We start from the raw sequence: 18,264 nt of genomic DNA on the forward strand, positions 1-18,264 counted from the left end.
CGCGCCAAATCTGCAATTTTTACACCGCATTAAGCCGCGCTGCATTGGATGCCGCGGGGACTAGAGCGTGATCCATGCTCAAAAAAGAAGAGATCGGATTCGATTCAACCTAATCGGATCATGATCTAGCGTTTGCGTTGCGGGGCGTCATGATTGCTGCCAAGAAACCATCCGGTAAACTTAGCACCGAGATGTTCAACGATATCTCGATCCTGCAGCGCAAGTGGCAGGCCGCGCTAAGACCGGACGGAAGGCTGCCCGGTTATGAGGACGTGATGCTCGGAAGCCTCGGCCGGCTGGCGGATCACATCGTCCTTTTGAAGCACAACAACGAAACGCTGGAAGTGTCGCGTACCGGCCGCTACGTCCAGAAATGGCTGGAAGACGAGCGCTGGGATATTCCCCTGACCGCACTGTCACCGGATTGCGCGACCGCGCTCGGCGAGGCCGCCGCCAATGCCCTCGAGAAGAGCCGTCCTCATCTCTCCGTTGCGCATTGCGTGCGCGATGGCCTGGTGCGGACCTACGATATCCTGGCGCTGCCCACCTCTTCGCGCTGGGGCGGTACGCTGATCGGCACTTACGTCAACGAGCGCAGCGCTCAGTATAATTTGCTGGACGCCATCTTCTCACAAACGGATGAAGGCGTCCTGGCGCTTGCGACGCTGCGCGATGCGAGCGGAGAGCCGTTCGACTTCCAGATCGTTCACCACAATCAGGGCGCATCCCGCCTGCTCAAATTGCCGACGACCGGCTTGCTCTGGCGCCGGCTCAGTGCCGGTGGAAATCTGTTGTGCCTGCCGGAAGTGATCGGGCGGCTGCTCGATATTGTCAGGGACGGTCATGGCGATCAGTTCGAGGTCGACAGCGACGATCGCAATCTGAAATTGGGCGTGACGGCATTCGGTGACATCCTCTCGCTGACAGTCACGGATGTCACGGCTCTCAGGCAACGCGAGGCCTCGTTTCGCCTGTTGTTCGACAACAATCCGATGCCGATGTGGGTGTTCGATGCCGAAACGACCGATTTCCTGAGCGTCAACGACGCCGCCGTGCAGCATTATGGATATAGCCGCGAGACCTTCCTGCGCATGAAGCTGCAGGAGATCTGGCCGCACGACGAATGGGTAACCCATAGCCAGGCGCTGCAGCAGATCGGCGATGCCTATTCCAGCCGCTACTGGCGGCATCTCAAGGCCGATGGCAGCGAAATTCAGGTGCTGACCTATGGACGCCGTGTCGCGTTCGGCGGCCGCGATGGCTATCTCGTGGCCATCGTCGATATCACCGAACGGCGCAGGGCCGAGGCGCGTATCGCCCATATGGCTCACCATGACGGCCTGACCAATCTGCCAAACCGGGAGCTGTTCCGGGAACGTCTGAAGCAAGCGCTGGAACAGGCCCAGCCCGGAAACAAGCGGGTCGCGGTACTGTGCGTCGATCTCGACCTGTTCAAGAACGTCAACGATTCATTCGGCCATCCGATGGGCGACCGCCTGCTGAAGATGGTGGCTGACCGGCTGAGGTCGGAGGTGCGCGGCAACAATCTCGCTGCGCGGCTTGGCGGCGACGAATTCGCGGTCATCCTCGCTTCCGATGTGTCGCCGAACGAGGCGAGCGATCATGCGGCGCGGCTGATCAAGATGTTGAGCGCAACCTACGGCATCGACAGCATGGAGATCGTGATCGGAGCCAGCATCGGCATCGCGCTTTCACCCGGCGACGGCATGACCAGCGAGGAACTGCTGCGCAACGCCGATATGGCGCTTTACCGGGCGAAAGAGGATGGCGGCGGCGTTCACCGCTTCTTCGAACGGGAAATGGACCTGCAGGCGCAAAAACGCCGCGACATGGAGCTCGATCTACGTCGTGCTTTTGCCAACGGCGAATTCGAATTGCATTATCAGCCGCTGGTGGATATCGCTTCCGACCGGATCAGCGGGTTCGAAGCGCTGTTGCGCTGGTGCCATCCCGAAAAGGGCATGATCTCTCCGGCGGAGTTCGTGCCGGTAGCCGAGGATATCGGACTGATCGTCGCGCTTGGCGAGTGGGTGCTGCGGGAAGCCTGCACCGAGGCTGTAAAGTGGCCGGCGGATATCAAGATCGCCGTCAACCTGTCGCCGGTGCAGTTCCGCAGCCGCAATCTGGTTCAGATGGTGATCTCGGCGCTGGCGCAATCGGGGTTGTCGCCGACGCGACTCGAGCTTGAAATCACCGAGTCGATTTTCCTGGCGGAGACCGAGGCCAATCTTGCAATCCTGCATCAGTTGCGCGAACTCGGCATCAGCATCTCGATGGACGATTTCGGCACCGGCTATTCCAGCCTGAGCTATCTCAGAAGCTTTCCATTCGACAAGATCAAGATCGACCGCTCATTTGTGAAGGATCTGGGGGAGCGTCCCGATTGCGTTGCGATCGTGCGGGCGATTTCCGGTCTCGGCCGCAGCCTCAACATCACGACCACGGCGGAAGGCGTCGAAACCATGGATCAGCTTGACTGGCTGCGCGCCGAGGGCTGCAACCAGGTACAGGGCTATCTGTTCAGCGCGGCCAGGCCGGCGGCCGAGATCGAACAGCTATTGTTCAGGTTTGGCCGGCGCGCGTCGCAAGCCGCGTAACGGTAGCGGCCTGACATAGCCGAGCCTGACATCGCCGAGGCGGTTTCAAAACCGCGTCACGATATCGGCAAGCGCCGGGCGAGGGCGGTCTTCGCTTGGTTTGGCTGGCGTGCCGATATGGATGAAGCCGGCCAGCTTTTCATCCGCCTTCAATCCCAATCCGTCCAGCACGTCGCGGTCGAACGCGAACCAGCCGGTCAGCCAGTTGGCGCCGTAGCCCAGCGCTGTCGCCGCGGTGACGATGTTCATCGCGCTTGCGCCTGCGGACAGTTCTTGTTCCCACGGCGGCACCTTGGGGTGCGGCCTGGTAAAACTGACGACGCCGATCACCAGCGGCGCATCCATCAGCCTGCGCTTTTCGATCTCGATCTCGGCGGCCGGCGCACCCGGATTTTTCTTCGCGAACACCTTTGCGATGATGTCACCGGCGCGGACGCGGGCGTCGCCCTCGAACACGATGAAGCGCCACGGCGTCAGCTTGCCGTGGTCGGGTACCCGCGCCCCGATAGTGAGAATGGTGTCGAGATCGGCCGGCGAGGGGCCGGGGCCGCTCATCTCGCGCGGTTTTACCGAACGGCGGACCTTCAGAAGTTCTATGGCGTCAGGCACGACAATTTCCTTAACATCGAGTAGCCGGAAGACTGCCAGAGCAGATAGGACGCAAACGGACGAGCGGAAGCCAATTTAGATCGATTGTGAATGATCAAGCCACCGCCTGCGCCCGCTTTACATCAGGCGGCGTGGCTTCCTCGACCAGCGCCGCCAGCGCTGCCTCGGTCGACATCACCGTCTGCCCGTCGCTACCGAGCCGACGCACCGAGACCGAATGCGTCTCCGCTTCCTTCTTGCCGACCACCAGCAGCGCCGGGATCTTCGCCAGCGAGTGCTCGCGGACCTTGTAGTTGATCTTCTCGTTGCGAAGGTCGAGCTCGACGCGCAGTCCCGCGCGCCGCGCCGCCGCCGCGACCACCTTGGCGTACTCGTCGCCCTCCGAGGTGATGGTGGTGACGACCGCCTGCACCGGCGCCAGCCATAGCGGGAAATTGCCGGCGAAGTGCTCGATCAGGATGCCGATGAAGCGCTCGATCGAGCCGCAGATCGCACGGTGCACCATGACCGGTGCTTTCTTCGAACCGTCGGCGTCGATGTAGAACGCGCCAAATCGCTCCGGCAGGTTGAAGTCGACCTGCGTGGTGCCGCATTGCCAGTCACGGCCGATGGCATCGCGCAGCACATATTCGAATTTGGGGCCGTAGAACGCGCCTTCGCCGGGATTGATCGCGGTCTTGATACGGTGGTTGTGGCCCTGCGCCTCGATCTGCGACAGCACGGTGGCCATCACGCGCTCGGCATGATCCCACATCTCGTCGGTGCCGACGCGCTTTTCGGGCCGGGTCGAAAGCTTCACCGTGAGATCGCCCGTGAAGCCGAAATCCGCATAGGTCGACAGGATAAGATCGTTGATCTTCAGGCATTCCTCGGCGAGCTGCGCTTCCGTGCAGAACACATGCGCGTCGTCCTGGGTAAACCCGCGGACCCGCATCAGGCCGTGCATGGCGCCGGATGGTTCATAGCGGTGCACGACACCGAATTCCGCCAGCCGCAGCGGCAGATCGCGATAGCTTTTCAAGCCGTGCTTGAAGATCTGCACGTGGCCGGGACAGTTCATCGGCTTCAACGCAAACCAGCGCTTGTCCTCGGCCTCATCGCCGGCGGATTGCGCCGCGAACATGTTTTCGCGATACCAGTCCCAATGGCCTGAGGTTTCCCACAGCGACTTGTCGAGAATCTGCGGCGCGTTGACCTCGCTGTAATCGCCGGTCAGGCGCCGGCGCATATAGGCGATCAGCGCCTGGAAGATGGTCCAGCCCTTGGGGTGCCAGAACACCACGCCGGGGCCTTCTTCCTGGAAATGAAACAGATCGAGCTCGCGGCCGAGCCTGCGGTGGTCGCGCTTCTCGGCCTCCTCGATCTGCTTCAGATAGGCGTCGAGTTCTTCCTGTTTTGCGAACGCCGTGCCGTAGATCCGCGTCAGCATCGGATTGTTGCTGTCGCCGCGCCAATAGGCGCCCGCGACCTTCATCAGCTTGAACGCATTGCCGATCTTGCCGGTCGACGTCATGTGCGGCCCGCGGCACAGATCGAACCAGTCACCCTGGAAGTAGATCTTGATCGGCTCATTGCCGGGAATGGCGTCAACCAGCTCGACCTTGAAGTTCTCGCCCTTGTCGCGGAACACCTGTTTTGTCTTCTCGCGATCCCACACTTCCTTGGTGAAGGGCTTATCGCGCGCGACGATCTCGCGCATTTTCTTTTCGATCGCGGCGAAATCCTCCGGCGTGAATGGTTCGTTGCGGAAGAAGTCGTAATAGAAGCCGTTCTCGATCACGGGACCGATCGTGACCTGCGTGCCCGGCCACAGCGACTGCACCGCCTCGGCCAGCACATGGGCGGCGTCATGCCGGATCAATTCCAGCGCGCGGGCGTCGTCGCGGTTGATGAACTCGATTTTCGCATCGTGGCCGATCGGATCGGTGAGATCGGCGACCACGCCGTCCAATGCCATCGCCACGGTGCGCTTGGCCAGCGAGGGCGAAATGCCCTTGGCAATCTCGAGTCCGGTGATGTCCCTGGGGAATTCGCGCGTTGCGCCGTCGGGAAAGGTGACGGCAATTTTTTGTGACGCTTCGGCCGGTTTCAGATTCGTGAGGCTGTACTTGAAGTCGGACATGGCGGTCTCCTGTAGCTCACTCCTGCGAACGAGCGCAGGTAAGCGGAAAGCAGGGGTATAGCAGGGGATTCGCGGCCTGCAACCGGCAAAAAGCACGGTTTTCGCAGGCTGTGCGCCATCGGTGTAGAAGGAATAGGCCTGCTCGTAGTAGTTGCGGCACGGAGGTTCATTGTCTAGCTTTGTCGCGCTCCGCTCCTTCCCGCATATCCTCAGCCATCCACATGATCCACCGCGTCCTGCTTGCCGCAGCCCTGTCGCTGATCCCCGGAGTGGTGCGAGCCAAGCCGCCCGCGGTCGATGCCGCGTTTGCACCGAAGCTGATCATCTACCCTGCCAAGGGCGCCGCAAACGCGTGCGGTCCCGGTTGTGACCGCTGGATTGCGGTTGAAGGCCGGATCGATCAGGACGCCGCCTCGCGCATTCGCCGTTTCCTGCTGAAAGTGAAGGACACGCAACGCCCGATCTATTTTCATTCGCCGGGCGGTGTGGTCGGACAATCCTTCCTGATCGGGCGCTTGCTGCGTAGCCGGAAGGCCGTGGCGCGGATCGGACGAACAATCGTTACAGCCTGCGGCGCAGCAACACAGGTCGATGACGCCTGCCTCAAGATCAAGACCGGAGGCGGCGAAGTTGAGGCCGAGATCGTCACTCGGTATGCCATGTGCAATTCCGCCTGCAGCTATCTGTTTCTCGGCGCGACGACGCGCGAGGTGGCTCCCGACGCTGCAATGGCTGTCCATAATTCCAAGCTGACCATGATCTTTCACGGGCATCCCTCGGCACAGCAGATTGCGGCTTTTACCGAGCGCAGCACGGTCAAAGCCGATCGCGAGAGAGCATCGTTCATTGCGGCGATGGGTATCAGCCACGAGCTTACCGATCTCGTCAGAACCGTGAAATTCGAGAGCCTGCACATATTGACCCGACCGGAGCTTTACCGTTTCGGGATCGATACGCGGCCCACCGTCGAAACCGCCTGGAGGCTGGAAGGCGCGGCGCGTCCGTATGTCCGCAAGATCGTCCTTGCGAAGAAGGATGACAGTCAATCGTTTCGAACGATGGAATGGCGGTTGTTCTGCGAGAACAAGGATCGTGCCCGGTTGATGTTTGTTCGGGAATTCGATCAGGGCGGCGCCGCCGTGAATTCGGTGATCATGATAGCGGGTTCTGAAAAGCCCGTGATCTTCGGCAAATTTCCCGCGCGGACAGGAACGTACGAGGTGTGGAGCGAGACGATCGCGTCGGACACCATGAAGGCTGTGCTGGCCGCCTCTCATCTGCAGATCGGCGAGGGGGCGTCAATGTCGGAAGGCAAGACCAGCCTTGCGACATTTGACATCGACACAAATGGCATGGAGGCGGCGTGGACGCAGTTCCTGGCGTCGTGTCCAGCCGCGCCGGCCAATGCGAAGTCAGTGATCGCGTCTCCCGGTCTTACCTTCAGCCCGGCACAGTAACGGGCGCGATGGGGCAATGACGGCTGGCCAGGTATTTAGATGCAATTGCATTGGAGTCGGCGTCTGCTAATAGGGGGCGGTGAAGCGCTACGTGGATGTTTCTGGCGCCGGCAGGGCGGTATGTTATATGCGGCGCGATCTGTTATATGGCGCCGGTTATATGTTGATGAGTTTTGTCGCGCTGGCGCTGCCGACGGTGAACTAAATCGCGTGCCGGACAAAAACGAGGTGAGGTTATATGAGACTAATGCTGGCGATCGTCGCGGTGCTCTATTCGGCCACTGCCATGGCTCAAGGGAGTCCGCCGCCGACGATCGGGGGAAAACCGCTAGTACAGGTGAAGCCGCACGGTGCGCCTGCGCCGGCAAAACCGACGTCGATTGCGGGCAAGCTGCAAGCCTGCCTGGACATCGACGATGGGACGAAAGGCCGACTGGATTGCTACGACGCGATCTTCCCGCCCAAGCCAAATCCGAAGGCGCCGGCTGCGCAGCGCGTCGCGGATTGCCGTCTTACCAAGGAAGAAGACGACCGGCTGGCTTGCTACAACGGGTTCGCGGAGAAGATACCGAAATTCTGATCTGCGGGATTTCGCGATAGCCGGCGCCTCCTGAATCGTTCTCACGAGGCGCTGGCCCCGCGGATGAAATCTCGCCGCGCGAAGATCGTTTCGTGAAGGGAGCGGCTGTCAGTCGCCGATGCGGGTCAATATCGCCTTGAAGGAAACGCCGGGCAGTTGCAGCGCTTCACCCTCGAAGTCGAACATATCGTCGTCGGTTTGCCTGCCCTTGAGCATTAGCGTGATCATGTCGATTCCGAACAACGGCTTGAACCCGGGATCCGCGTTGTGGCGCAGCGTCGATAGTTTGACATGAATGTCGTCGTCCGTGCCGGTGTAGTTTCCGATAAAGGCAAATCCGGAATTGCCACCGCGAATTTTGCCGTCGATGGCGTACACCACGCCGCTGCCGCTGCCGTGGACGGTATGAAACTCAACTTTGTATAAACCTTGCCGCAACCTGCATCCCCGGCGGTTCAAGAATTTTCCGAGTTGTACTTTATGGTTCGGATACGCGCCGAACAATCCCGCGCAAAAGAAAATGCGCGGCCATCAACACCGCAATTTAATTATGGAACCGGCGCGAGATTTACGGGCTGTGAAGGCCGCGATTATTGACCCGCCGGCGATGTGGAACTCGCTGCAATCCTCGTCAGCGCAGGTGAAGCAGCCATCTTCTCCAACACCTCCTCGACGGGATTCTTCGTCCAGGCGTGCGTGACATAATCACGATGCGTCACGCCCTCCGGCGTTTCGACAAAAACCACGCTGCCGGGCTTCAACGGTCCGTCCATGCTTTCGGAAATGGCGATGCCCTTGTCTCTGAGCATATGCATGAGTTCCTGGTCGTGGCGCGCGGTGTAGTGCGTGTAAGAACTGACGAAAAAGCCGGTGCGGTCGTTCTCGATCCAGGACGCGAACTTATCCAATTCGCCATAAACCGCATCGAGCAGGAACACGCCGCGCACGCGATTGCCAAGACCACCGACGTTCAGGCTCCAGGCCGTCGGTAAAAAGCCACCGCTATAGCCCACGATGATGACCGGCATGTTGGCGAAAGCCTTGGCCGCGCGCGGATCGCCATAGAGCGCGGCGAGGTGATCGGCGGACTCCGTCACAAAACGCTTGAGCCCGCCCGATTGCCAGAACTTGCCGGCGCTTGAATCGGCGGCATCGACCGCAAGCTGCGGTGCCAGCAACACCGCATTGACGCCGGAATCCGAGATCTGTTGCGGCACCAGCTGCCGGTCGCGCACATCCCGTTCCAGCGTAGCGCCGTTGCCGTGGAAGAACACGACGATCACGCCCGGTTTGCGGATATCGAAATTCTCCGGGACATGCATCAGCACGCGATTGTCGTTGAAGGTCTCGTCCTGCCAGAAAACCTTGCCGCCCAAGCCGCGATGGCCCCGGCGCTCGCCCTTCGAAACGTTCAGGAACGGCTCGTCGGTGCGGGGATTATTGCCGGAATAGGGGAAGGCCGAGGATTTCAGGCTGACCAGCGTGGTCTGATCGCCTCTCGGTGGCCGCTGGTACGGAAGCTCCGGCGCCAATGAGGCAACCCGGTACGGTGCTGGCGCGGCTTGAGCGACCGTTTGCTCCGTGCGGTTGGGCAGGAGATCGGCGGCTTGGCGTTGCTGGAAACTCTCACTCGCCGTCGGGAAGCGGTCCTTGAATTGAGGTTTCGGGAAACGTTCGTCGAAGGAAGCTCCGCTCGGCGCCTGTCCGCATTGAGCCAGGACCAACGACAGGGGCATGAATGCGCAGAGCAGGGCGATCCGGCGCGATCGGAGAACACCGGCGCGATATCGTCGTGCCGAATGCGGCTCGCACCAAGCCGCGACCGGTGTCTTCAACCGGCGCGCAAGGTCAAACATCCGCCATTTCGGATTAGCCCCGACCATCCACCCACCGACCCAATTCAACGCGGCCCGTATTTCAGCGCGCTGGCGTTTAGGTGACGTTAAGCTCCCCGGGAGCTGACCAAGAAACTCCCCACATCCCGGGAAGACCGAAAGAGCCCAAGAGAGAGCACGAAATCGTGTCCCGATTGTGGGACCGTCACGAACATTTCGCAATCGCCGGGGCGTTTTCGGTATCATGATACGGAATTCGGCTGAGGCATTAAATCGCTGATAACACTGCTTGAATTGAGGGGACGCAGCCTGCACGATGAAGCCACCAGCGCGCGATGGCAGTGAGCCCCGGATATGACGGTATCAGAAACGGGAGGCGCGGCGTTGCGCGGTCGGCTCCCGGGTGAGCGGGCTACCGTCTCGGTCATCGTGGCGGCCGCTATCGTGGTCGCGGACATGATCGGTGTCGGCGTTTTCACGAGCCTCGGTTTTCAGGTCAAGGACCTCCCTTCGGGCTTTGCGATCCTGCTGCTGTGGACCGTGGGCGGCGTCGTCGCCCTGTGCGGGGTCTTTTCCTACAGCGAGCTTGGCGCGATGTTTCCGCGCTCGAGCGGCGAATACAATTTCCTGACCCGCGCCTACCATCCGGCGTTTGGATTCCTGGCCGGCTGGGTGTCGGCGACGGTTGGTTTCGCCGCACCGGTGGCGCTGGCCGCGATGGCTTTCGGCGAGTACGGCAGGTCGGTGGTTCCGGGTGCGCCGCCGCTCGCGCTTGCGATGGGCGTGATCTGGGTGGTGTCGATCGTGCAGCTATGCGGCGTCAGGCACTCCAGCACCTTTCAATTGACCGCGACGATCGTGAAGGTGGCGCTGATCGTGGCGTTCCTGATCGCGGGATTTGTCATCGGCGTGCCGCAGCAGGCCACGTTCGCGCCGTCGGCTGCCGATTTTGCCCACATCACCAGCGCGCCGTTCGCGATCGGCTTGGTCTTCGTGATGTATTCGTTCTCGGGGTGGAACGCCGCAACCTACATCATCGGCGAAATGCGGCTGCCGCAGCAAAACCTGCCGCGCGCACTGCTGGCGGGAACACTGATCGTGCTGTTGCTGTATGTCGCCCTCAACGCGGTGTTCCTTTACACCACGCCGATCGACAAGCTGTCGGGGCAACTCGACGTCGCCCGTATCGCAGGCAGCCAGATCTTCGGCGAGATCGGCGGCCGCATCGCCGGCGCCATGATTTGCATCGGCCTGATTTCTTCCATCAGTGCGATGATGTGGATCGGTCCGCGCGTCATGATGACAATGGGAGAGGATATTCCGGCGCTGCGGCTGTTCGCCCGCAAGTCCGCCAACGGCGCGCCTGCTTACGCCATCCTGTTCCAGCTCGCGGTAGCAGGACTATTGCTGTTCACCCGCAGTTTCGAGGCTGTGCTCGACTTCATCCAGTTCGGCCTATTGTTCTGCTCGTTCTTCACGGTGCTCGGCGTCATCAAATTGCGGATCATGCAGCCCGATCTGCATCGGCCTTACCGCACCTGGGGCTACCCGATCACCCCGGCGATCTTCCTGCTCGTGACCGGCTTCATGATGTACTATCTTTTGGTCGACCGTCCGCTGCAGTCGTTGTTCGGTGTTCTGATTTTGATTTCGGGCCTTTTGATTTACGCCGTCTTCCGCAAGCCGTCCGCCCCGCCCACCGCATCTGCAGACTGCAACTAGAAATGCTTCAGTTCAGAAAAATTGCCGTGGTCGCTGTCGTCATGTTGCTCGCGGCTGCGATCCCGGTGCGCGCCGCCGATACTGCGACCGCCGATGATGCCGCGCGGTTTCTCGCGGGCATGCCGCCGTCAGCCGAATCGCCACTGACACCCCTGACCAAAGATCCCACGTGGCAACGTCATTCACGCTTCTTCGACGCTGCGTTCGGGCAGCTCGAACAACGCCAGCTTTCGAAAATCCGCACCTGGGCCGCCGCCAATCTGGCCGCGCCGCGGCCGACCATGTTTTACATGTTCAGCGGACCGGATTTTCTCTACGCGGAGGCGTTTTATTCAAAGGCAACGACCTATGTGCTGAGCGCGCTCGAGCCGGTCGGCTCGGTGCCGGACCTGACGCGATTGCGGTCCGATGGCATCTACTACACGCTCTATGATGTCGAGCACTCCATGAGCTCGATCCTGAATTTCAGCTTCTTCATCACCAAGCACATGAAAGCCGATCTGCGCGAGGGGGAGCTGAGCGGCACTTTGCCGATCCTCTATGTTTTCCTGGCGCGTTCCGGAAAGACCATCCACAGTGTCGAACCGATCACGCTCGACGATCAGGGCATCGAGCATTCCGCCAGCGAGAGTGCCGGCAAGAATGCCGCCCGCGGCGTAAAGATCAGGTTCGCCGGCAGCGATGGTGTCGAAAAGACGCTGTATTATTTCAGCACGGATCTTTCCAATAATAGTGTCCGAACCAGCGGCTTCCTCAAATTTTGCGCGATGCTTGCACCCGGCAACAGCCTGATCAAGAGCGCGTCCTATCTGCTGCACGCGCGCAGTTTCACCACCGTGCGTGATTTCCTGCTCGCCAACAGCGCCACGATCATCCAGGACGATTCCGGCATTCCGCTGGGTGATTATGATCCGAGGAGGTGGCGATTTTTTCCGTTCGGCCACTATGCCGGCCCGATCGCGAAATTCCCGCGAATGTATCAGCCGAATTATGCCGAACTGTTCCAGCGCAGCCAGCCGATCGATTTCGGCATCGGCTATCGCTGGCGATCGTTTGAATCGAACCTGCTGTTGTCGGTCAAGCTTGCGTCTGACACCCCGGGCAGCGTTGAAGCCACGCCACCGGCCGAGCCATCGCCAGCCGAGCCGCCGCAGAAGCCGCAGCGTCCGCCGCGGACGCGTCCGCAGGTCTATGATCGACCCGGGAGTTTCTGGCCTTTTGGCCGGTAACGCCTGTGGCTTTTTCGCTCCGCGCCCTTGACCTCACCAATGAACGTTTTGGCTCGGGACGATGAAGGCCGTGGTACTCGGCGGGGTGGGGTTGTCGCTGTAGAATCTGCAGGCGGCTATAATCACGATGATCAAGGCGAGTATCGCGATCAGATCGATCTGCCGGGGATCGTGACCTCTGTGGCTGATTTTCCAGCGCATTGTTTTTGTCTCCTAAGCGGAAGCACTAAACCAATGCGTGCGGACCGCCGCGGTTCCGCGCGTGGCAGCAATGCGCCTTCCGCTTGGAAGCAGCGCAGCAAGATCGTCAGGGCATAGTCTCGACGCGTCTGATCGGCGGAATTGATCAAACGCTAGGGCGCGTTGACGCCGCGCCAGCGCGCGAACCGCCATGGCAAATACCATCGCGCGCCCGGCGGTCTTGTCAGCGGCACGTTGTCGATTCCGGACGTGCCCCAGGGTTGGCAGCGCAGCAGCCGGGCTAGCGTCATCCATCCGCCGCCCCATAATCCGAAGCGCTCGATCGCTTCGTCGGCATAAACCGAACAGGTCGGCAGATGACGGCAGTTGTAACCGACCAGCGGCGACAGCGTGTGCCGATAGGTCCAGATCAGCGCGCGCCCCGCGTTGCGCGGCAGCCGTCGCATTGTGCCCGCGCAATCCGGACAGGCCGAAGAATGTGACGATGAATATTTCATGGGCGGCGTGCCGCAGTCATACGCAGATGTTTGCACGGTTCCATTTCATGGAACCACAGGGATTCGGTAAAAGCGCCACACTTTGGGAAATATCGCATGGTTTGGGTGGCAGTGCAGCAAAGGTTCTATGGACGATGAAGACTCGCGCGGTTACCCTTTTCATAACGTCGGTATGACAGAATCATATGGCGTTGAAACGGGGCCATTGCCACTGCTTGTTTTGGGGCTTGTGGGGAAGGGACCAAATTGAGGTTCGTAAGGTCGCTTAACGTTCGCGGCTGGGCGCTACTCGGCGCCGTTGCCCTTTCTGTCGCACTGCCCGGCATCACGGCGGCGCTTGGTGATTCCGCTCAGGGCGCTGTCACGCTCGAAGAGCGGAAACTACCGATGCATTTTAGCTGGATCGCGTGCGAGCCCAATTGCCACGGCTGGATCAGCGCGGTCGGCATCGTGACCCAGGAAAGCCCCAAGGACTTCGATGAATTCGCGCGCGGACGCCAGCTTGCGGGCGCCACGGTGGTGCTGGATTCCAGCGGAGGGTCGGTCAACGACGCCATCGCGCTCGGACGGCGCTGGCGCGGTCTCGGGTTGCTGACAACGGTGGGCATCAGCGTTCTCGATCACACCGCGCAGGGCGATCACGCGAGCGTTGCGCCGCAAGCCTATTGCGAGTCGATGTGCGTTTTCCTGCTGCTGTCAGGCAAGACACGCTACGTGCCCGAGGGCGCGCATGTCAGGGTGCATCAGATCTGGATGGGCGACCGTGCCGACGATGCCAAGGCCGCGACTTACAGTGCGCAGGATTTGATGATTGTCGAACGCGACGTCGGCCGCCTCGCCAAATACACGTTCGACATGGGCGGCGCCGGTGATCTGCTGTCGCTGTCGCTGAGCGTGCCGCCGTGGGAAGACCTGCATGAATTGTCGCCGGCAGAGTTGCGGCTGACCAATCTCGTCACGACCGACGCGGTGGCCGAGGTGCTGCCCAAGGTACTGCCCAAGCCCGACGCTGCTACGCCAGTGGCCGAGCTCGCGACCAAGCAAGTCCAGGATCGCTTCGTCAGCAGCGCCGTGCAGGGTGAGGCGACGTCGCAGCCGGCGAAGTCGACCAAGACGGCGGAAGCCACCGTTCCGACCGGTGTCGTCGCGACGGCGCCGGTGAAGTAGCGGCGCTCATCGTTGCCGTCAGCTTTGCGCAGCAACCGGCTGTTTTGCTTTGTCTTCGGTCTTGTCAGAGGTCTTGGCCTCGATCTGGCCGATCGCATCGACCACGGCATCGAAGGTCAGCATGGTCGAGGCATGTCGCGCCTTATAGTCGCGCACCGGTTCGAGCAGCGCGATGTCGGCCCATTTGCCCTGCGGCGGCGCGCCGTTTTCCTTCAACATCTTGCGAACGGTTTCGCGCAACTCGCGCAATTCGCTCGCGGTCGAGCCGACGACGTGGCTTGCCATGATCGAGGACGAGGCCTGACCGAGCGCGCAGGCCTTCACATCATGCGCGAAGTCGGTGACGACAGGCCCGTCCATTTTGAGGTCGATCTTGACGGTCGAGCCGCACAGTTTGGAATGGGCGGTCGCGCTGGCGTCGGGTGCGGAGAGCCGTCCCAAGCGGGGGATATTGCCGGCCAGTTCGATGATGCGCTTGTTGTAGATGTCGTTCAGCATAAGATTGAGGTCTCGCGCTACCCGGTGTGATCGCCCTTGGCGAGCCCGGTCTACGGTCCTATATATGGGTCGAAACGGTGGAAATACAGCCCGGCCGTTTCCTGAAGCGGCCAGAGAAATGGAAACCAGCCCGGCCGTTTCGGTCTTAATACCCTGGTACTCAGGCGTCCGGCGGCAAGCCGCCCCGTCTGCCGGTGACACTCCGGTCCAAAGACCGGTCGAACGGAGTTGACATGGACGCATTGATTAAATCCCTCCGCCCGAACAAGCCTTCGGACGCCAAATCCTCAGACGCCAAATCTACAGAGACGAAGGCACCGGAATCGAAGATTCTGGATACCCGTCCCGCAGAGCTCGATCCTTCCGAATTTCTGGCCGCCGCGGTACGTGCCGATCAGCCGCGCCCCTCGCGCGCGGAGGCTGAGCAGGCGGTACTGACGTTACTCAGCTATATCGGCGAAAACCCCGACCGCGAGGGCCTGATCGATACGCCGCGCCGGGTGGTGGAAGCCTACGACGAGCTTTATCAGGGCTATCATCAGTGCCCGGCCGAAGTCCTCGACCGGACCTTTGGCGAGACCGCGGGCTATGACGATTTCGTCCTGATTCGCGATATCGAATTCACCTCGCAATGCGAGCACCACATGATGCCGTTCTACGGCAAGGCGCATATCGCCTATACGCCGGTGGAGCGGGTCGTGGGATTGTCGAAGCTGGCGCGTCTCACCGATATCTTTGCGCGCCGCCTGCAGACCCAGGAACATCTCACCGCGCAGATCGCGGCTGCGATCGACGAGATCCTCAAGCCTCGTGGCGTTGCAGTGATGATCGAGGCAGAGCATACCTGCATGTCGGTGCGTGGCGTCGCCAAGCACGGCGCGACGACGTTCACCAGCCGCTTTACCGGCATGTTCCGCGACAATCCGACGGAGCAGGCGCGTTTCCTGTCCATGCTACGAGGGCCGCAGCGCTAACGGACCCTCGCCTGAACTACGAGGGCCGTTTCGGTGTCCACATCTGCTGATATCAATGACCGCGAAGAGGGGCTGGCGTTCCGGCCCAAATTCGATGCGTCGGGGCTTGTGACCTGCGTCGCCACGGATGCCGCCACCGGCGATGTGCTGATGGTCGCCCATATGAATGACGAAGCCCTGCGCAAGACCATCGAAAGCGGGGAGGCCTGGTATTTCAGTCGCTCACGCAACGCGCTGTGGCGCAAGGGCGAAACGTCCGGTCACACCCAGCGCGTGGTCGATATGCGGATGGATTGCGATCAGGACGCCGTGTGGATCCGCGTCGAGCAGACAGGCGCCGCCTGTCACACCGGCCGTCGCTCCTGCTTCTATCGCGCGGTGACAAACGGCGAGGGCGGCGCGCAATTATCATTCGTCGACGCGGATCGGATGTTCGACCCGGCGGCGATCTATCGCAAGTAGATTCAATTTCGATCCATGCGCGGATAGCAGGGCTTCGATCACCGAGCTTCGTTGCCTCCATCGGCGCGATGTGCGAGGATTCCGTCTCGTCGTCGAACTGGGGCGGTCGCGGTGACGTTACATTTTCGAGCGATATTTGTTTTTCTTGTTGTGATCGCGCTGCCGTTCGGCGTCGCGCGAGCGCAGACGGCAACGGCTGACGCGGTCGCGCCCGATACGATGGCCGCGCGCGTTCTCGCCTGTGCATCCTGCCACGGCGCGCAGGGCGAGGGCACGAACGACGCCTATTTCCCACGGCTTGCAGGAAAGCCGGCCGGTTATCTCTATAACCAGCTTGTGGCGTTCAGGGACGGGCGCCGCAAATACCCGCCGATGAATTACCTGCTGGAATTTCTCCCCGACGCCTATCTGAAAGAGATCGCAGAGTATTTTGCATCGTTGCGACCGCCGTTTCCGGCGCCTGCCATCCCCAGCGTCAGCAAGGAGATCCTGGCGCGAGGCGAATCGCTGGTCAAAAACGGCGATCCGCGGCACGGCATTCCGGCTTGCGCGGGCTGTCACAATCCGGGCTTTACCGGAATGGAGCCGGCGATCCCCGGCCTGCTCGGCCTGCGCGCGGCCTATATCAGTGCACAGCTCGGCGGATGGCGCTATGGCACGCGGACCGCTGCCGCGCCGGACTGCATGCAGATTGTCGCGGGCCTGCTGACGGAAGACGACGTCAAGGCGGTCGCCGCTTATCTCTCATCGCTGCCGGCGCCGGCAGATCCGTCATTCGCGCCGCGTGGGAGCCTGCCGATGCCGCTCTCGTGCGGCAGCGAACCGCATTGAAGGGATCGTGCAGATGTCGCGAACCTTGAGAAAACTGCTTCCGGTCTTGGCGGCGTCGTCTCTGTTGATCAGCGCGATCGGGGCTATGGCGCAACAATCCCCGAAGCAGGATCCGGCGCTGATTGCCAGGGGCGAATATCTCGCTCGGGCCGGCGATTGCATCGCCTGTCATACGGCGCGCGAGGGCAAGATCTTTGCCGGTGGCCTTCCGATGGTGACCCCGTTCGGCACGCTCTATACATCGAACATCACGCCCGATCCGCAAACCGGGATCGGTACATGGACGTCAGACCAATTCTACACGATGATGCATAACGGGCGTTTTCCCGATGGCGGACTGGTTTATCCGGCGATGCCGTTTGCGTCCTACACCAAGGTGACGCGTGAAGACAGCGACGCGATCTACGCCTATCTGCGCTCGATCCCGCCGGTGAAGCAGCTGAACCGCGAGCACGATCTGCGGTTTCCCTACAACAACCGCTCTCTCATCATCGGCTGGCGCACGCTGTTCTTCAGGGACGGCGAGTACAAGCCGGATTCGACCAAATCGGCCGACTGGAATCGCGGCGCCTATTTGGTCGAAGGCCTCGGCCATTGCGGGATGTGCCACACCGCGATCAACGCGCTCGGCGGAAGTTCTGACTCGCAGGCGTTCGAGGGCGGGCTGATACCGATGCAGAATTGGTATGCGCCCTCGCTTACGTCGAACAAGGAAGCGGGGCTTGGCGACTGGACCATCGAGGAGATCACGGCCTACCTGCGAACCGGCATATCCAGTCGCGGCGTCGTCTATGGCCCGATGGCGGAGGTGGTCTACAACAGCCTGCAATACCTCGATGACGGCGATATCCGTGCGATGGCGGTCTATTTGAAGAGCCTGGCGCAAGGCACCTCGCCGGAGAAGCCTGCGTCGCCTTTGCCTTCGGCTGAAAGCAGCCTGCTGCTGAGCTTCGGAAAACCGATCTACGACCGGGAATGCGCAGGTTGCCACGGGGCGACGGGCCTGGGCATGCCGCCGCATTATCCACCGCTGGCCGGCAACCAGTCGATCCAGATGTCGTCTGCGGTCAACGCAATCCGGATGGTGCTCAATGGCGGCTACCCGCCGGGCACGGCCGGAAATCCGAGGCCCTATGGGATGCCGCCCTTTGCGCAACGATTATCGGACGACGAGGTCGCAGCCGTCGTGACTTACATCCGGACCTCGTGGGGCAATCGCGGCGACCCGGTCTCGGCGCGGCAAGCCAATGAGCTGCGCGCGGCAACGCTGAACTGAGGCGCGTCATGATCAATTCATCCTCGCCGGAAACGGCCCCACGGCATGGCGAAGCCGAGACCGTCGAGGCCATCGTCAGCTCGGGCCCACGCGGCGCTATAGCAGTGGCGGGCATCGCAACGGCCGTCGTGATCGCGTTGTGGTTTGCGTTTTATCTCCTGGTCTTCCTGCCGCGGAGCGCCTGAC

The 18,264-nt window shown here is 61.3% G+C and carries 18 protein-coding genes; 11 read left to right on the forward strand and 7 right to left on the reverse strand.

The features are described 5' to 3' along the window. The first annotated feature begins 149 nt into the window (after positions 1–149). The gene (locus BLV09_RS02395) at positions 150–2,618 is read left to right on the forward strand and encodes a putative bifunctional diguanylate cyclase/phosphodiesterase (protein WP_146686195.1); all 2,469 of its coding nucleotides are present in this window, start codon (positions 150–152) and stop codon (positions 2,616–2,618) included. A 45-nt stretch (positions 2,619–2,663) separates the two neighbouring features. Here the strand turns inward: BLV09_RS02395 and BLV09_RS02400 are convergent, their stop codons facing one another. Both BLV09_RS02400 and thrS read right to left on the reverse strand, forming a co-directional pair. After that, positions 2,664–3,227, reverse strand: coding sequence for a nitroreductase family protein (locus tag BLV09_RS02400; RefSeq protein ID WP_146686196.1), 564 nt, complete (start codon positions 3,225–3,227; stop codon positions 2,664–2,666). 94 nt (positions 3,228–3,321) lie between these two features. Next, positions 3,322–5,349: a threonine--tRNA ligase gene (gene thrS / locus BLV09_RS02405; RefSeq protein WP_146686197.1), complete on the reverse strand. Its 2,028-nt coding sequence runs from the start codon at positions 5,347–5,349 to the stop codon at positions 3,322–3,324. A 221-nt stretch (positions 5,350–5,570) separates the two neighbouring features. On the opposite strand from thrS, the gene BLV09_RS02410 reads away from it, so the two are divergent. After that, positions 5,571–6,806, forward strand: a complete 1,236-nt coding sequence (locus BLV09_RS02410) for a hypothetical protein (RefSeq protein WP_146686198.1) — start codon at positions 5,571–5,573, stop codon at positions 6,804–6,806. 238 nt (positions 6,807–7,044) lie between these two features. Beyond that, the gene (locus BLV09_RS02415; protein ID WP_100382569.1) at positions 7,045–7,386 is read left to right on the forward strand and encodes a hypothetical protein; all 342 of its coding nucleotides are present in this window, start codon (positions 7,045–7,047) and stop codon (positions 7,384–7,386) included. 108 nt (positions 7,387–7,494) lie between these two features. On the opposite strand, the gene BLV09_RS02420 is transcribed toward BLV09_RS02415, so the two are convergent. Beyond that, positions 7,495–7,890 (reverse strand): GrlR family regulatory protein, encoded by a 396-nt coding sequence (locus BLV09_RS02420; protein ID WP_244548947.1) that lies wholly within the window; start codon positions 7,888–7,890, stop codon positions 7,495–7,497. Between the two features lie 86 nt (positions 7,891–7,976). Next, positions 7,977–9,122 carry an alpha/beta hydrolase gene (locus BLV09_RS02425; protein WP_146690957.1) on the reverse strand — a complete coding sequence of 382 codons (1,146 nt, stop codon included), beginning with the start codon at positions 9,120–9,122 and terminating at the stop codon, positions 7,977–7,979. Positions 9,123–9,575: 453 nt separating this feature from the next. Here BLV09_RS02425 and BLV09_RS02430 point away from each other — a divergent pair, with 453 nt between their 5' ends. Next, positions 9,576–10,943, forward strand: coding sequence for an APC family permease (locus tag BLV09_RS02430; protein WP_146686199.1), 1,368 nt, complete (start codon positions 9,576–9,578; stop codon positions 10,941–10,943). A 2-nt stretch (positions 10,944–10,945) separates the two neighbouring features. Beyond that, complete coding sequence (locus tag BLV09_RS02435; RefSeq protein WP_146686200.1) at positions 10,946–12,172, forward strand: hypothetical protein; 1,227 nt, start codon at positions 10,946–10,948, stop codon at positions 12,170–12,172. A gap of 33 nt (positions 12,173–12,205) precedes the next feature. Here BLV09_RS02435 and BLV09_RS36930 read toward each other — a convergent pair whose 3' ends face one another. Beyond that, complete coding sequence (locus tag BLV09_RS36930) at positions 12,206–12,373, reverse strand: hypothetical protein (protein ID WP_167558597.1); 168 nt, start codon at positions 12,371–12,373, stop codon at positions 12,206–12,208. Positions 12,374–12,525: 152 nt separating this feature from the next. Then, positions 12,526–12,870: a membrane protein insertion efficiency factor YidD gene (yidD, locus tag BLV09_RS02440; protein WP_146690958.1), complete on the reverse strand. Its 345-nt coding sequence runs from the start codon at positions 12,868–12,870 to the stop codon at positions 12,526–12,528. Positions 12,871–13,116: 246 nt separating this feature from the next. On the opposite strand from yidD, the gene BLV09_RS02445 reads away from it, so the two are divergent. Continuing rightward, complete coding sequence (locus BLV09_RS02445) at positions 13,117–14,037, forward strand: hypothetical protein (protein WP_146686201.1); 921 nt, start codon at positions 13,117–13,119, stop codon at positions 14,035–14,037. Between the two features lie 18 nt (positions 14,038–14,055). Here the strand turns inward: BLV09_RS02445 and BLV09_RS02450 are convergent, their stop codons facing one another. Further along, positions 14,056–14,535, reverse strand: a complete 480-nt coding sequence (locus BLV09_RS02450) for an iron-sulfur cluster assembly scaffold protein (protein ID WP_100382564.1) — start codon at positions 14,533–14,535, stop codon at positions 14,056–14,058. A 233-nt stretch (positions 14,536–14,768) separates the two neighbouring features. Between BLV09_RS02450 and folE the strand changes: the two genes are divergently transcribed. The 5 genes from folE (at position 14,769) to BLV09_RS36935 (ending at position 18,263) form a co-directional block, all read left to right on the forward strand. Then, complete coding sequence (folE, locus tag BLV09_RS02455) at positions 14,769–15,509, forward strand: GTP cyclohydrolase I FolE (RefSeq protein WP_100382563.1); 741 nt, start codon at positions 14,769–14,771, stop codon at positions 15,507–15,509. Between the two features lie 33 nt (positions 15,510–15,542). Then, a complete protein-coding gene (gene hisI / locus BLV09_RS02460) occupies positions 15,543–15,971 on the forward strand; it encodes a phosphoribosyl-AMP cyclohydrolase (protein ID WP_167558598.1) in 429 nt (142 codons plus the stop codon). A 219-nt stretch (positions 15,972–16,190) separates the two neighbouring features. Beyond that, entirely contained in the window at positions 16,191–16,802 is a 612-nt protein-coding gene (locus tag BLV09_RS02465) for a c-type cytochrome (RefSeq protein WP_146690960.1), read from the forward strand. Positions 16,803–16,887: 85 nt separating this feature from the next. Continuing rightward, entirely contained in the window at positions 16,888–18,078 is a 1,191-nt protein-coding gene (locus BLV09_RS02470) for a cytochrome c (RefSeq protein WP_146686202.1), read from the forward strand. Between the two features lie 8 nt (positions 18,079–18,086). Beyond that, positions 18,087–18,263: a hypothetical protein gene (locus BLV09_RS36935; protein ID WP_167558600.1), complete on the forward strand. Its 177-nt coding sequence runs from the start codon at positions 18,087–18,089 to the stop codon at positions 18,261–18,263. Position 18,264: the final 1 nt, after the last annotated feature.

Source organism: Bradyrhizobium canariense, assembly GCF_900105125.1.
GTDB classification, from domain to species: domain Bacteria; phylum Pseudomonadota; class Alphaproteobacteria; order Rhizobiales; family Xanthobacteraceae; genus Bradyrhizobium; species Bradyrhizobium canariense_A.